Origin of the sequence: Paractinoplanes durhamensis (assembly GCF_016862175.1) — a bacterium.
Classification (GTDB): Bacteria; Actinomycetota; Actinomycetes; order Mycobacteriales; family Micromonosporaceae; genus Actinoplanes; species Actinoplanes durhamensis.
In genome coordinates, this window is the sequence record NZ_BOML01000038.1 from 77,729 (window position 1) to 92,924 (window position 15,196).

The window sequence follows — 15,196 nt, forward strand, 5'->3', positions numbered from 1 at the left end:
GGGGGACCGGAGTTGGCGGGCGAGGTCGAGGCCGTTCCCGATTCACTCGCGGGGGCGGCGCAGACACTGCACGACCTGGCGCACGATTTGCAGGCCGGCCAGTTCGACCTGTTCCTGCTGGACTGGGCGAAGGACCCGGCGAGCCATCCGGAAATGGCCAGTGCGATGCGCCGGTTCGGCGAGTTCGCCCACGACCAGTACCAAGACGTGGTGGCGTTGCTGTCCGCGCTGGCCACCAAGGTGCAGGACTCCGCCGTCGGGTACGGCACGACCGACGACGCTGTGGCCCAGGACTTCACGGCGTTCCTGACCGGGTCAACCTTCCAGCCGGCCGACCAGCGGACCAGGTAGTGGCCTACCACGACGATGTCGAGTACATCGAGAAGATGCGGCCTGACTTCGTCGGCGCGGTCGGCGAGGAGTGCCTGCGCACCAGGGGGATCATCGCTCAGGCGATGCCGACGCTGTCCGGCCTGCAGGGCAAGGTCGAATGGCGCTCGGACGCTGCGACGCTGTACGAACAGCGGTTACGGGAGACGGTCGACCTGGTCGAGGGCCTGCACGACGGCTTCGACAAGGCCGGCCCGGCGATCACCGACTACGCGCAGGCACAGGCCAGGGTAAAGGCGTTGGTGGCCGACGGCGTCGCCGCCGAGGGCCAGTTGAAAACGCTGATCTCCTCGATCGCGAACACCCAGTCCCCGGTGGTCCGGCTCTCCGACGCCTTACGGCAGTGGAACGACCTGCGCAACACCACCGGCGCACTGGACTGGCTGATCGAGATCGGCCAGCACGACAAGATCGACGAGGTACGGGAGCAGGCCGACGCGCTCTGGTACCAAGCGACCGGCGCCTATGACGACGCGATCCGTATCGAGACCGAGGCCCGGGCCGACGCGGTGGCACGCCTGGCTTCGGCCTACAAGATCCTCCCGGATTTCCTGGCGAACTCGCCGCTGAGCGCGAAGATCGTGGGGGAAACACCTGGCCTGCAAGACGCGGGCGGGAAATACCACATCGGACCGCCCACCAAGCCGCCATTCACGTTCGACGACGACTTCCCGTACGACCCGAACGCCGAACCGACCCCCGGCGACTACGCCTCGTACGCCGAGTGGAAAGCGAAGCTGCTCGGCGGCCGCATCGCTCGTTCCGACCTTGACGACGCCACCGCCCTGTACGCGCATTACCTCGACGCCAGCGGGACGCCGGTGACGGTGGACTACGAAGAGGCGTACAAGGAGGATCCGAACATCCGCAGCTCCGTTGACCAGGAGATCGCCCTCGCTCAGTCGGAGGCTGAGCGGATCTACCGGGAGACCGGGCAGACCGGGTTCCAGATGACTGGCGACCCGCAGTCGGTCAACGACCTCGGCGGCTATCCCTCCACCGAGAACTGGCAGAAGGCGCTGGGCGATCACCAGATCTACGGGACGTCCGACGTCGAGGTCAACGGCAACCAGATCACCATGAAGATAAAGGTGCATGCGGAAGACATGTACAACTTCAACGCGGGCGCCGCGGACATCGCCACCGGCGCACCCGACAACGACAACGGGCGCTTCTCCACGCTCGGCTGGGCGAAGGGCTTCGAGACCAACGGTGAGATCGAGCGGACCATCACCTGGACCGTCGGCGACCCGGCGCCAGACGTCAGTGACGGCACCGGCCCGGAACGCGGCGTCTCCGCGGGTGAAGACCGCAACGACGGGCGTGGCGATGGCTGACCGGCGCGCCATCATCGCCGCCGGGGCGCTGCTGCTGGCACTGACCGGCTGCACCGGCGGCAACACCGACCGAGACCCCTCAGGGAGGACCACCACCGTGAGCCCCGCCGCCGTACGGACCGACGCCGAACCGCTCACCAAGCGGTTCCCCTCCCTCGGCACACCCACCGCGCTGCACTGGCAGGGCGCTGCGGCCGGCGCGGACAGCGGCGGCGTACCCGGCCCCACCGACGTGCACATCCAAGCGCTGATCATGCTCACGCCCGACGTCGTGACAGCAGCCCAAAAGAACTACCAGTTCACACCCGCGACCGACGGCCCTGACCTGAGCGCTCAACTACAGCCATTCGCGCCGGCCAAGGCAGCCTGGCAGCAGAGCGACGCCTTCACCGAACAGGTCCGCACCTCCCGCTACAGCGGCACAATCCTGCTCGACCCTGACAGCCGGACGGTATGGCTGGACGTGATCGGCGGCTGAGCCGGAACGCGCGGCGGATCCGCATGGGTGAAGCGCCGGCGGGCCATCCCGTTCATTGACGTTTCCGCCGGCGGCGGCCGCAAGATTTGTTCTCAACGGGAAGCTTGGCCGAGACGGCTCGTCGGCCCACGCCGGGTGCTGCGTCACCGCTATCTGCGGTAACTCCCTTCCCGGCGACGTTCAAGCTGACCTTTGGCATGGCGGGGTGGGTTCTCCTGCGGCTGTGGGCGAGGGATTGCGGATCGGAACGGGCCCCGTCCTTTCCCGAAATGGGGACGTTGGCCTAGTTCGTAGAAATTGCGCTCTCCAAACAGGATCCCGGCCTATATGAGTGTGGGGAATGTCACAGCTACTCAGCTATCATGCAGATTCACATAGGTTGATGTCGCGAAGTTTATTTCGCGAATGTTCAGGTCTGGACTGACTCGGGGGAACGTTTAGTGCTGACAACCCATGGGGATTTCTTGCTGCCCTCTGCCAGGGCGCGTCAACAACAGCGATCTTGGAGATCGCGCATTGCAGGCCTGACCGCAATGGTCCTCGCCGCCATATTCCTGCAGGTCGCTGCCAGCCCAGCCAGCCCGGCAGCGGAGGCTGTGGCGAGGAAGCAGGTTTGTCCAGCCGATCGGCCGGATGAGGCCGCCGCGTTGGTGACCGCACGGATCTGCGGTGGTGACGTGCAGATCGCCGCGCAGACCAACGAGTACGACCAGGGCTGGGCGCAGCCGAACGGCATTGTGCGGTGGGAGCATCATTACCGGCCGATACGCGTGGAGCGCAACGGCGCATGGATTCCGGTTGACACCGCTCTAGCGGCCCGGCCGGACGGCACTGTTCAGCCGATGGCCACGGCAGTCGGTCTGGTGTTCTCCGGTGGCGGCGCAGGCCCGCTGGTGTCGCTGTCCGAGGCCGGCACCACGCTGAAGCTGGGCTCCCCGTTGGGAAGCATGCCGAAACCGGTACTGGCCGGCGACACCGCCACCTACCCGGAAGTCTTGCCCGGCGTCGATCTACAGCTCACGGCCGACGCCGACGGCTACGCCCAAGTCCTTGTCGTCAAGACCCGGCAGGCTGCGGCCAACCCGAAGCTCGCCAAGCTGGCCTTTCCAGTCACCAGCAGCGGGTTGACCGTGAGCACGGACAGCGCTGGCAACCTGCGAGCCGCAGACTCCAAGGGCAACGTCCGGCTGGCTGGAAACGCGCCGGAGATGTGGGATGCATCCGTGCCCGGCGCCACCCGAGCAAAGGCGACCGCGCCGGAAGCGGCAGAGCCAATGGGCTTGATCAAGCGGCTGGCCGCCAGCGCGTCGAAGACGCAGATCACGGTCACGCCGATTCAGAGCATGTTGACCGATCCGAATACGGTCTACCCCGTCTACATCGACCCAGGTGCAACAGCGACCCGCTCGGACTGGGCGAAGGTCAGCTCGGCGAACCCCACCACGTCCTACTGGAACCCCACCGGATCGGCCCAGGTCGGCGGGACCCCCGTCTCCAGCAACAGATACCGGTCATTCTTCAACTTGAACCTAGGCGCGACCCCGGTGCCGGGTAAGTACGTCAACGACGCAGACTTCCACATCACCCAGAACTACAGTCAGTACTGCGAGTCGCATCCGGTCGAATTGCGGGCCACCGGGCTGGCGACTTCATCGGTGACGTGGAACAGCCAGCCGGCCTGGAACACTCCACAAGGCCAAGTGACCTCCCTGGCCGGGTGTGACAGCGCGCATCCCGGTGGCCCAATCGAGTTCGACGTGACGGCGCATGTGCGGGCCGCAGCGAGCGACGCCTGGACCAACCTGACCTACGGGCTGTGGTCCCCGGACGAGGACGGGCTCCATTCGTACAAGGAGTTCAGCAACAACCCGTACGTCACCATCAGCTACACCGGCTACGCGGTTGTCACCAGCAAGGGCACGCTGCCCGCAGCGGTGTGCGCGACCGGATCGAGCCGCCCGTACGTGAACACCTCAACACCGACACTAAGGGTCCGTGTCGGCGACCCGGAAGGCTACACGGTGCGCCCGGAGATCGAGTGGGACACCGTTGCCGGCGTGAAGATCGGTAGCGCACAGCCGCAGCCGGCCAACGCCTCCGGATCGTTGTTCGGCACCGTCGTGCCGGCCGGGGCGTTCAGCAACGGCACCAGCTATTCGTGGAAGGCACGCGGGTTCGACGGCACCGTCTGGGGGCCGTGGTCGAGCGCGTGTGAGTTCACCGTCGACACCACCATCCCAGCGGCAGCTCCGACGGTCGCGTCGACGACGTACCCAGCCGGGCAGTGGGCCGGCGGCGCGAACACCACCGGCACGTTCACCTTCGGCGCCGCGGGAGTGACGGACGCAGCTGCCTACGACTACGGCCTGGACACCACCCCGCCGACAAACTCGATAAGCCCGTCGGCGCTGGGCGGTACGGCGAGCGTGTCGATCACTCCAACGACCGACGGCGCCCACATCCTCTACGTGCGATCCCGGGACCGGGCCGGGAACGTTTCCCCGACCACGCAGTACGCGTTCTCGGTCGGCTCGGCCGCGGTCACCTCACCCAAGCCGGGAGACACCACCGCCGCCGACCTGGCACTGACCGCGTCGGCCAAGCCCGCCGCGACCGGGGTGACCTACCAGTGGCGCCGCGGTGACGCAGACACCTGGGTCACCATTCCGGCCTCCGATGTCACCCAGGCTGCTGGTGGTGGCGCGGTGACCTGGCCCCTGGCCGGCAGCGGTAGCAGCTTCGCGAAGCTGAATTGGAACGTCGCGAAGACCGTCAACGATGCCGAGGCCGGTGACGACCCGCTGACCGGACCGCTGCAGATCCGGGTGGCACCGAATACCGGCACCGCGTCGAGCGCAGTGTCGGTGACCTTTGACCGCAACCAGGCTTCCGCCGAGTCCGCCGACGTGGGGCCAGGCTCGGTCAACCTGGTCACCGGCAACTTGTCGCTGTCCGACACAGACGTGTCCGTTGACTCGTACGGCAGCGATCTGACAGTCTCGCGGTCCTACAACACTCGCCGAGCGGCGGAGTTGGACTCGGCGGCGATGTTCGGGCCTGGCTGGGTTTCCGGGGTTCTGGTGGAGGGCGCCAACGCCGAGTACACCCAGTTGGACGTCACCGGTTCGCTGGTGCAGGTCGGGCTGCCCGAAGGCGACACGATCGGCTTCACTAAACGCACCGCCACCGCGTTCGTTCCCGAAGTTGGTGCGGAGGACCTCAAACTCATCTACACGGCCGGATCTGCCGGCAGTGACTACTACACACTGACCGACTCGGACGGTAACGCCACCACCTTCAAAACGGTGACGGGGGGTGCGGCGACCCGCTACTTTCCGACCGCCGTCACCACGCCCGGCTCGAACCAGACCTCGACGATCGCCTGGGAGAAAGTCACGATCGACAATGCCGGTCGTGTCCGGCCAACCCGTCTGCTGGCACCCGTGCCCAGCGGCGTCACCTGCACCACCCTGGTCAAGGGCTGCCGGGCGCTAACATTCACCTACGCGACCACAACCACCGCCACCGGCACCAGTACGACAACGTGGGGTGACTACGCCGGGCGGGTCAAGGAGATCTCCTTTACCGCCTGGGACCCCGACCTGTCGACACCGGCCATGCGCGCCATCGTCACGGCCCGCTACACCTACGACAACGCCGGACGGCTGCGCGCGGTCTGGGACCCGCGCCTGGACTGGACCGACACCACCGGCACCCACCACCAGCAGGACAGCTACGACTACAACGCCGATGGCATCCTGACCACGCTCGCCCCGAACGGCCAGGAACCTTGGACGCTGACCTACACCACCGTCCCCGGCGACGCCGGGAAGGGCCGGCTGGCCAAGGTGACCCGCTCCGCAATTGCTGCGGGCACCGCAACCACCACCGTCGTCTACAACGTCCCCATAGCTGGGACCAATGCGCCGTACGACCTGTCTGCAGCACAGACCGCCCGGTGGGGGCAGACCGAGCCACCGGTGCGCGCCACTGCGGTCTTCCCCGCCGACCAGGTCCCGAACGGCGACCAGGCCGCCGGCACCCTGCCGGACTCCTACGAGCGGGCCGCCATGACGTACCTCGACGCCAACGCCCGGGCGGTCAACACCGCTGTCCCCGGCGGCTCCATCACAAGCACCTGGTACGACACCTACGGCAACACCGTGCAAACACTGACCGCCGGCAACCGGGCCGCCGCGCTCGACACCTCGGAGCAGGACAGCCCCGCCGACGAGGCAGGCTTCGCCTACCGGCTGTCCACGGTCAGCACCTACTCGACCGACGGGCAGCGCCTGACCGACACCTACGGCCCCGAACACGACATCGTGCTGGACAGCGATAACGAACCCCGCGGCCGCACCCACACCCACAACAGCTACGACGAGGGCGCACCAGCTACCGACAACCCGTACAACCTCGTCACTACCGCAACAACCACCGCGCAATACGACAACAACGGCGAACTGGTCGACGCCGAGGCCACCACGACCAAGACCGGCTACGACTGGACACTGCGCCAGCCCACTACCAGCACCGTCGACCCCGACGGCCTGAACCTGGTCACCACCACGGCCTATGACAGCACCACCAGCCTGCCCACCTCGGTGACCACTCCGGCCGGGGCCGGGTCCACCACCACACCATCGACCCGCACCACGACCTATTACCGGGCGGGCACCGGATCCGGTCACACCGAGTGTGACGGCCACGCGGAATGGGCGAACCTGCTCTGCCGCGTCGACGTCGGCGGCCAACCCGACAGCGGCGCCCCGATCCCGGCGACCGTCACGACCTACGACATCTACAACCAGCCCCGCGTGATCACCGAAAAGACCAGCTCGGCGACCCTGCGCACTACCACCATCACCTACGACTCGGCTGGCAGGGCTGACACCAAGACGATCGCGGCCGGCGGCCTCGGCACCGCTGTCCCGGTCACCCGCACCATTTACGACCCGGCAACCGGCCAAGCCACCCGCGCTCAGTCCCTGGCCGCCGGATTGGTCACCGCCGAAGTCGTCCGTACCTACGACACCCTCGGCCGGCAAGTCACCTACACCGACGCCGACGGCGTCACCTCCACCACGACCTACGACCTGCTCGGCCGCGCCGCCATCACCAACGATGGCAAAGCCACCCGCACCTACCACTACAACGAAGGTGACGAGCGCCGCGGCCTGCTCACCAGCGTCGACGACAGCCAGGCCGGTACCTTCACCGCCGACTACGACGCCGACGGCCAGATCTGGATGGAGGTCTGGCCGAACGGAGTCCCGCATCGACGCTGGTACGACGAGACCGGCGAGGAGTACGGCACCTCCTACTGGGCTCCCGGCTGCACCGGCGACAACTGCGTCCTGTACTCCGACTGGACCGGACACGACGCCCGCGGATCAATTCGTACAGAATGGAGCGACCTCGACCAGAGGTACTACCAGTACGACAATGCCGGACGACTCGTCGAGGCCAACCAGACCACGGCGGACAGCTGCGCCACCCGCCATTACGCCTATGACGACGCCACCGACCGCACAGGTTTCAACACCGACAACTGCACCGAAGATCCACCAACCGAACGATCCTGGACCTACGACACCGCCAGCCGCGTCACGGACCCCGGCTACACCTACGACGCCCTCGGCCGCACACTCACCGTGCCGTCCGCCGACACCAGCAACAACGGCGGCGACACCACGATCAGCTACCACACCACCGATCTGGTCGACACCATCACGCGTGCCGGCCACACCTCTGACTACTCCCTCGACGTCACCGGCGAGCGAGTCCGTTCCTGGACCGACACCGCGACAGGAACAACAGCACATGTCAACCACTACGACGCGGACGACGACAGCCCTTCCTGGACCCAGGAGACCAGCAGCGCTTATACCCGTCAAATCAACGGGATCGGGGGTCTTGCCGCGATCTACAACAGCGGTATCGGGTCGACCATCTTCCAGCTCACCAACCTTCACGGCGATCTCGTTGCTGCCGCGGACCAGAGCGCAGGACTGACATCTACCTTCGTCAGCGACGAAGCGGGCAACCCGATCGACGTCGCGGACGTAGGCACTCGTTACGGTTGGCTCGGTAGTAAACAGCGTGCGGCGGACACACCTGCCGGCCTGGTGCTCATGGGAGTACGCCTCTACAACCCGACAACCGGACGATTCCTCCAGATCGACCCCGTGCCGGGCGGCAGCTGCAACTCATACGACTACGCCTGTGCCGACCCCGTCAACGGGCTCGACCTTGACGGCAAGCGATGGTGCTGGAAGCTCTGCGGCTGGAGGAATAATCCCTACGGGAAGATGGCGTGGCACGGTGGCCGGATCGCAGCATCTATCTACGGTCTAGTCAGCGGAGTCGGTGAGGCCTCCGCCGGAATCCGAGCCGTTCGCGGCGGTTACCGGTTCTACGCGGCTCAGCGGAAGGCTGGACACTGGGCGAAATTTCGGCCCTGGGGCAGGTCAAAGGCGAATATTGGCGCATGGGTTCTCAAAGGAATCGGAACGGCGATGGGTATCGACGACATACGCAATGACTGGAAGGGCTTCCGTAGCGGCGCCGGTGAAGCGTGGCGACCGGTGGCGCGTCGTGGCTGCGCCGCGGCGCGGAGGCTCTATCGATGGGCTCATCCTAGTCGGATCTCGTACTCCTATGGCGGTTGCTAGAGTCATGACGAACGCGAACGCGAACGCGGGCCGCGAGCCACAAAGCCTGAACGGGAAGCGACTTCTGGGCGATGCGGTAGCACTATTTCTTGCGGCGACGTTTCTTCTGCGGCACCACTCGATCCTCGCTCTGCTGCTCTCGGGAGCTGTGATTGCCTGGTCGACAGGTGATCTGCTGTGGGCGCTTTGGTCGATCTTTCGGAAGTCGACGGGTCGGATGGGCAAAGGCATTCCCGTCAACGCGGCCAGCGCGGATCCTGTGGACGTGCCACCCGAGATCAATCTGGCCGCGCCAGGGGAGGGGGATTGGGTCATCTACCCCGACCTGGCAACCGGAGGCATGGAAATTGAGCTACGAATAAATGAAATTGAATACTTGGCGAGATTTACGCAAGACGAATGGCGAATCGCCGAGCTGGTGATTCAAGAGGTTAATTCCAGATTGCTTAACGAGGGAACCAGGGTTGAACTCAACTCGGCCCTCGCTGAAAAGCTGCACCGGAAGCCTTTCCTCCAAGCAAGAAGCGCCGCATAGAAATCGCAAATTCCTGCAGCGTGAGTCGGTGGCGATCGGAAGGCGAAACGCCTTCCGATCGCCACCGGTACGAAGTATTGTCGTCCGGCCCCGGCAGTTGAAATCTAGCAGGCCCGTCAAAAACATGGACGTGGTCAGGCTGTTACTCGTTCGGGGGGCTTGTGCGTCACTCGTATGGCCCGCCCCGAGCGCCGTGTGGCAAGGCTTGCTTCGTCGACTGCCATTTGGCGGCTGGCCGCAGGGGACTACTCAGGCGTGCAGACAGTGAGCAAGACCGGCCGGCGGGCAGAGGGCATGATCCTGGCGCAGCGTCGTCGTGGTCCGGCCCGAGTTTCACCGTCACTCCACGCAATGCCGGCCGAACGCACGCCGGTCGCCCTGACCAGCGTGTTTGAGCCGGATGCCGGCCATTGGTGCGCTGCAGCCTCTTTTGGCGATGCTGCTGAACTCCGGGCCGGCCACCGCGTGGCACGCCGCGGATTCCGTGCGTACGAGGTGTCACGAACGCATACGAGATGGCACGAAGCGCCGCTGGAGAGCGACCTTCGAACCGATTAAAAAGTTCTCCAGCCCGTCGGTATCGTCGGCAGGCTGATGGCTTCTGACGGGCCGGTATTGACGCTGCCAGACCGTGGGCCGAACGGTGAACTCCTGTCATGCCCTGCGGCGATCTTGTCGTGGCCTCCGGCGCGGCGCGGCGCTGCAGCCTGCGGCGCCGCGCTGTCGGCCGGCCCAGTCGTCAATCAGCTTACGGCCGGGCAAGCGGGCCAACGCCGACAACCGGCGTCCGGGCCGGCCGTCGCGGCGACTCGGGTCCGGGAAATGATGCGGCCCGGAATGACCCTTATGGTGTAGTGACCTGCCTGACGTCACCAGCTCGCCCAATCGATGTGCACGACGTACCAGCGCGCAACCGATCGAAGTACCCGGGTATCGGCGGCACCTCGTGACATGGGCGGTCAAGGCTCATGGCATCAATGAGGCTCGTAGATCCAGCCTCGTGCCTAAAACGTGCGCGGCCCACAGCACCAGTACTCGTGCGGGAGACGCCTCTTTTGCACTATTAGTTCGGGACCCCTGAGGTGACCTGGACGACTGCGGTGGGCACAGCGCTGGCGATCGCCCACACTAGAAGCGTCAGCCACCTGGATCAGAACGCATTGTGGCTTGGACCTTGCGGCCAGGCCGCGCTCGCCTGATCAGATACGCCGCGCCGATCGCCGCGACAATTGCCGCGGTGGCAGCGCACAGGGTCACCCAGGCGTGCGACTGCCAGTGTTGAAACTCCCTGTCGGTGCAGAAGGAGATCACCGACATCGCGAGCCACCCGCCGGTCCCGCCGATCGCGGTGGCAAGGCTGTAATCCCATCCCGGGCCGGATCGCTGATCCGCGCTGCTAGACAGGCGCAGTACCGTGAGCGGGAGCGCCAGGGCGAGCGCGGCCAGCACGGCGATCGTCGGCGGCTGCACACGTGCCGGCAACGGCACCCGATACTGCAGGCTTTGGACGGCGCCGAGGGCCATGAGGATCGCGCCCAGCAGGCTGCTCATGACCAGCGTAAGTTCCGCCTTGCGATCCTCCAACCGACTGTTCACGGTTGAGCCGGCCAACCGGCTCAACTCCGCTGCCTTGAGCTGTGCGGCGGCTAGGTAAGCCTCCTCTGTCCGCAGCTGGACTAGCAGCCGGTCGCCGTACGGCTGGTCAGCCGCACCGACCCGGCCGCCAGCGCCGACCGTGCGCAGATTGTGGACGACGGCCTCCACTGTCCCGATCCGGCTTCGAACGTCGGTAAGGTGGGTTACCACACCACCTTGTTCGGTAGTGAGCCCGATCAAGGCCTGATTCGCCAAGAGAATTTGCGCGTGCGGGATCTCCTGGCCTTGAAGCGCCGCGCGAAGGTCCTCGCAGATCTTGTCGATCTTGTCTATCGCACCCGTGTATTCGGGGCGTTTCCGTAGCAACTCCGCTCGCTGGTAGCGGAGCTGGGCGGACTGCAGTAGATAGCGGGTGAGTAGTGGGAGGGCCGCACTCGGGCTCGTCCACAGCCAGCGGTCGAGAACGTCGTCGGTGCGGCCCATTGCGAACAATCGCCGCTCCTGTGCGTGTTCCCGGTCCAGTTCGGAGACCAGAAGTCCCGACTCGGGCCGCCAAGACGCCTCAGGCTGGATCCGCGCGTGGTCAGGGGCCAGCGGCCTGGCGAGTCCTCGTATCGTGCCGAACCGGCCGCCAACCCTGGCCGAATAGACCTCGGCCCACCCGATGAGGTTTTCGCTCGGCTGGGCCGACTCGAGGATCGTGCGCACCGGTTCGGTCCACCCTTTGTCGAACTCCGGCCAAGACGGTTGCACTGACTGGTACGCGTCGATGGTACTGACGCCGATAACCTCGTTGATCTGGTAGATCAGCAGAACCCTCACCCGTCCAGCGCCCGGCCGCGCCGCGCCGAACAGGCGCACCAGCAACCCGCTTTCGTCCGTCGCAGTGGGCGCGGCATATTCCTCAGGCCAGTCGGGAATAGCTGCGTCGTATTTCTCGCCGATAGCCCGTTTCGTGATGGTTTCGACTGCCGTCGCCGCAACCGAGGACGCCTCGTTGATCACGGCGTCGGCTGGGAAGAACGCGTGGGTAACTAGCGCTGGATGATGCACAGTCATGAGCTCGGTTGTCCCGCATCGCCGGTGTCGTCGCGGCGCCGCTCGGCCTCTCGGGTTACGCGGATGATGACGTCCTGAGTCGTCTCGTCGACCGCCTGTGCTCGCCGGTCGCCCATCCTCGGGTTTACAGCGCCGGACAGGCGTCGGCTGTACAGCAGGTCGAGGCGTGAGGCGATTGCCTCGTACCCGCGGTCGGTCATGAGCGCCGCCGAGAAGTCTTCGGCGATCCTCCGCGCCTTGGCCCACTGATCCGGGGGTAACTCGTAACCGAGAAGCTCCAGCAGCCGTGCGGAGATGTTCTCCGGTCGGTCGTCCATGACGTCGCTCCAGATCAGCCGGGTCAGAGGTACAGGCAGAAGGGCAGGTACTCGATGAGCTCGTCGGCGTTCAGACCATCGAGCGCCGCGACATGCCGGTACCGCTCGTATAGCGCCTGGACTGGTTCGAAGACTCCCGTGCCACTCGGCCGGGCGTCCCGCCGGCTGGCGGCCAGCAGGGCACCGACTGTGCGGATCATGACTCCGTCGCTCACGCTCCATAGCGGCATACCGATGGCTCCGGCGCCGGTCGCCATCAGTGAGCGTAGGAAGCCGGAGACCTCGCCGCTGTCGGTCTTGGCGCCCTGGCCAGCCAGACACGCGCCCAGCACGGCAAGCTTGTTGCGCGGCAGCCGTAGGCGTAATGCGATGTCGTACTGGGTGAGTACCATGCCGTCCAGTTCGAGATAGGGCCCGAGGCTCGTGAAGTCCGGGTTGAAGTTGCCGTGCCCGGCGTACACGAAGAACTCTGGCTTGGCTCGCACGAGCTGCCGAAAACCCTCGGTGTCGGCCCGGAAGTGCCGTGTGACCCCGTCCAGGCTGGTGAGTCGGTCGCCGAGGATGATCATGTGCTCGTCGGGCCAGTCGCTCTCGAGCAGTTCGGCGCCGCACACCCCACGTCTGCCCTCACGAGCCTCGGCGTCCGCGACCACGATTGCGGCCAGGTCGTCACTCATGCTGACTGGCTGCCGGCGCAGGAAGTTTCTCCCCCGAGTGACGAATGCGGTCGCACTGACCGACTGCGACATAGGCAGACGCGCTGCCAGCGGGAGGTCCGAATCGGGTTCCCAGGCCAAATGCAGCGGGATGGCGAAAAGGTCGTCCGTCGGGATTAGCACTAGGTGACCGGGCTCGTCTGGGCGCCGGATCTCGTCCCAGATGGGTGCGAGAAGGGTCTCCCAGATTGCGATGCACTGGTCCCGCTTTGGCGCTGAGTCCGTGCCGATGTCCTTGGCCAGTCGTTCGACCGAAGCGTAGTCGATGCCGGTGACCTGGCGCATTTTTCCGTGTCGGACGATGAAGGCGCCGAGCTGGGTGGGCACGGCGGCGCCGTAAGTGAAGTACCGCACCACGCACGTGTCCGGGTTGTTGACCGTGAACATCTTGACCCGCTGCGAGATCTCGGGGTCGGCTGGCGTGCCTTCGATCGGATTGCGCGCGAACGCCTCTTCGAACTGCGTTTCCCGCGCTGTGAGCTGTTCCTTGACGGCTTCCGCGGTGGCGCCGACTGCGCGTCGTACGGCCCCTCGGCGCACCAGCGCGCGACGCTTGCCCACTTCGGCTGTAGCAACAAACGCCCGGTCGCCGGCCGGACCGAGTTCCGGCCGGACAGCCTGTTCGGTGGCTTCCGGGAGATCCCGCTTGGTGGCGTCGGCCGAAGGCGGCGGTAGCGGGGGCAGTTCGGGCAGGCTGGCGGTTGACAGCATGTCCAGCAGTTCCCGGGCCGATGACGCCTCGACAAGGCTGAAAGCCTCCTCCGCCGGCTCGACCTCCGCCGCCGCCAGGTCACTGGCCGCTGCCACCGCACTCGCTGGCACAATCGAGGCGACGCGGTCTGCGATGCGTTGCAGGTACATAGGCCGGATGGTCTTCGAGTAAGACTGCTTGTACTGCGGCATCGCGACCACGCGGCGGACGGATTCGGCCATTAGGAAACGTTTGCTGGCCAGGCCTTCGGTCAAATCCTCACGCTGGCGCGCGTTAAGCCCGCTCTCTGGATCCTCAAGCACGTTCTCCACAGCCTTGGCATAGAGATCCATTGTGAAGGGGGCGATATGGACGTCGATACCGGTGCTGCCGTGTTCTCGGGCGGCGGCAATGAGGTCGTCCAGAAGCTCGCCGAGTCCGGTGACGGCGTCCATGCCGGAGGCGGTACGGGCGAGGTGCTGCCGTGCGATCAGCTGACCCCGAATGTACGGCTCGGTGGAGAGGCGCCGGAACAGCGCCGGCGCACGGTCGGGTTCAAGCAGCGCTTGGTTGTTTAGCGATTGGAAGATCCGGAACTGGTCGCCCAGCACGTAAGAGATCCGGATCGACTCTCTGGTGGTCGCCAGAGACTGCTTACGGTCGCCTTCCGCTCCGTGCTTCACGTACTTGTCCTTGAAGGCGAGCGCCAGGTTGTGCAGGACGCTCGAATAGCCGCGCAAGTACTCGCGGTGTCGGGCGCTTGCCTCAGGGCTGGCGTCACCGATCACCACCCCGTAGAACGGGGCATCGGCTTTGATCCGATCACACTCGGCCGTCAGGCGCTCGATCAGTCCGTCGATGTCTGGTGTGCCACTCAGCCGGGACTCCTCGTATCGGCCGCGTTGGGCGTTGCTACGCATGTCCGGAAGTGCCCACCACAGCCGGTGCTGCTCGCCGACCTCGACCGCCGTATCGAACGCGATGCGGGCACGGGTATAGCTGCCCATCCGGTACCGGATCTTGCCGGTCATGTCCTGCCAGCGTGCCGCCGCGTAGGCATGGAACGAAGCCGCGTCCGGGTCCTCTTGCACTGCGCCAAGCAGCGCCGCCGCATCGCTGGCCGATGCCTCGATTAGGCGTAGCGCCGCCCAGTGGTCGTACACCATGTCGCATAGAACGATGTCGCACCAGTACGCTCCCACCCTGCGGGCCAGCGCCCCCCGGTCGCTGCTGCGCACCTGCTCAAAGGCTTTGGCCATACGCAGAATGCCCAGCGCGTATTCGTTCCGCAGTGGCACGTCAAAGTCGACGTCGTAGCGCAATATCAAGTCGTCGACATCGAACTCACCGACGAAATCCTCGATCCGGTCGCTGAATGCGCTCACGTTCACCTCCTCGGCGCG

General features: G+C 65.8%; 8 protein-coding genes. 5 read left to right on the forward strand and 3 right to left on the reverse strand.

All coding sequences use genetic code 11. The annotated features are described in order from the left end of the window. Positions 1 to 12 precede the first annotated feature (12 nt). The 5 genes from Adu01nite_RS23755 to Adu01nite_RS23775 all read left to right on the forward strand — a co-directional run bounded on the left by Adu01nite_RS23755 (position 13) and on the right by Adu01nite_RS23775 (position 9,414). Entirely contained in the window at positions 13 to 351 is a 339-nt protein-coding gene (locus Adu01nite_RS23755; RefSeq protein WP_203729344.1) for a hypothetical protein, read from the forward strand. Further along, the gene (locus tag Adu01nite_RS23760; RefSeq protein ID WP_203729346.1) at positions 351 to 1,727 is read left to right on the forward strand and encodes a hypothetical protein; all 1,377 of its coding nucleotides are present in this window, start codon (positions 351 to 353) and stop codon (positions 1,725 to 1,727) included. Before Adu01nite_RS23755 ends, Adu01nite_RS23760 begins: the two co-directional genes overlap by 1 nt. Continuing rightward, a complete protein-coding gene (locus Adu01nite_RS23765; RefSeq protein WP_239132649.1) occupies positions 1,720 to 2,205 on the forward strand; it encodes a hypothetical protein in 486 nt (161 codons plus the stop codon). Before Adu01nite_RS23760 ends, Adu01nite_RS23765 begins: the two co-directional genes overlap by 8 nt. A 677-nt stretch (positions 2,206 to 2,882) precedes the next feature. Beyond that, a complete protein-coding gene (locus Adu01nite_RS23770; RefSeq protein WP_203729348.1) occupies positions 2,883 to 8,879 on the forward strand; it encodes an RHS repeat-associated core domain-containing protein in 5,997 nt (1,998 codons plus the stop codon). Between the two features lie 4 nt (positions 8,880 to 8,883). After that, positions 8,884 to 9,414 (forward strand): hypothetical protein, encoded by a 531-nt coding sequence (locus Adu01nite_RS23775; protein ID WP_203729350.1) that lies wholly within the window; start codon positions 8,884 to 8,886, stop codon positions 9,412 to 9,414. A 1,137-nt stretch (positions 9,415 to 10,551) separates the two neighbouring features. Here the strand turns inward: Adu01nite_RS23775 and Adu01nite_RS23780 are convergent. From Adu01nite_RS23780 to Adu01nite_RS23790, 3 genes are read right to left on the reverse strand one after another with little or no spacing between them, the layout of a single operon-like run. Continuing rightward, a complete protein-coding gene (locus tag Adu01nite_RS23780; protein ID WP_203729352.1) occupies positions 10,552 to 12,069 on the reverse strand; it encodes a CATRA conflict system CASPASE/TPR repeat-associated protein in 1,518 nt (505 codons plus the stop codon). Further along, a complete protein-coding gene (locus Adu01nite_RS23785) occupies positions 12,066 to 12,386 on the reverse strand; it encodes a hypothetical protein (RefSeq protein ID WP_203729354.1) in 321 nt (106 codons plus the stop codon). The genes Adu01nite_RS23780 and Adu01nite_RS23785 overlap by 4 nt, the downstream gene beginning before the upstream one ends. A 23-nt stretch (positions 12,387 to 12,409) precedes the next feature. Next, a complete protein-coding gene (locus Adu01nite_RS23790; protein WP_203729356.1) occupies positions 12,410 to 15,178 on the reverse strand; it encodes a CHAT domain-containing protein in 2,769 nt (922 codons plus the stop codon). Positions 15,179 to 15,196 lie beyond the last annotated feature (18 nt).

Coding starts and splice junctions, on each gene's coding strand:
- Adu01nite_RS23765 (WP_239132649.1), top strand. CDS start 1,720: ATGGCTGACCGGCGCGCCATCATCGCCGCCGGGGCGCTGCTGCTGGCA.
- Adu01nite_RS23775 (WP_203729350.1), top strand. CDS start 8,884: ATGACGAACGCGAACGCGAACGCGGGCCGCGAGCCACAAAGCCTGAAC.
- Adu01nite_RS23780 (WP_203729352.1), bottom strand. CDS start 12,069: ATGACTGTGCATCATCCAGCGCTAGTTACCCACGCGTTCTTCCCAGCC.
- Adu01nite_RS23785 (WP_203729354.1), bottom strand. CDS start 12,386: ATGGACGACCGACCGGAGAACATCTCCGCACGGCTGCTGGAGCTTCTC.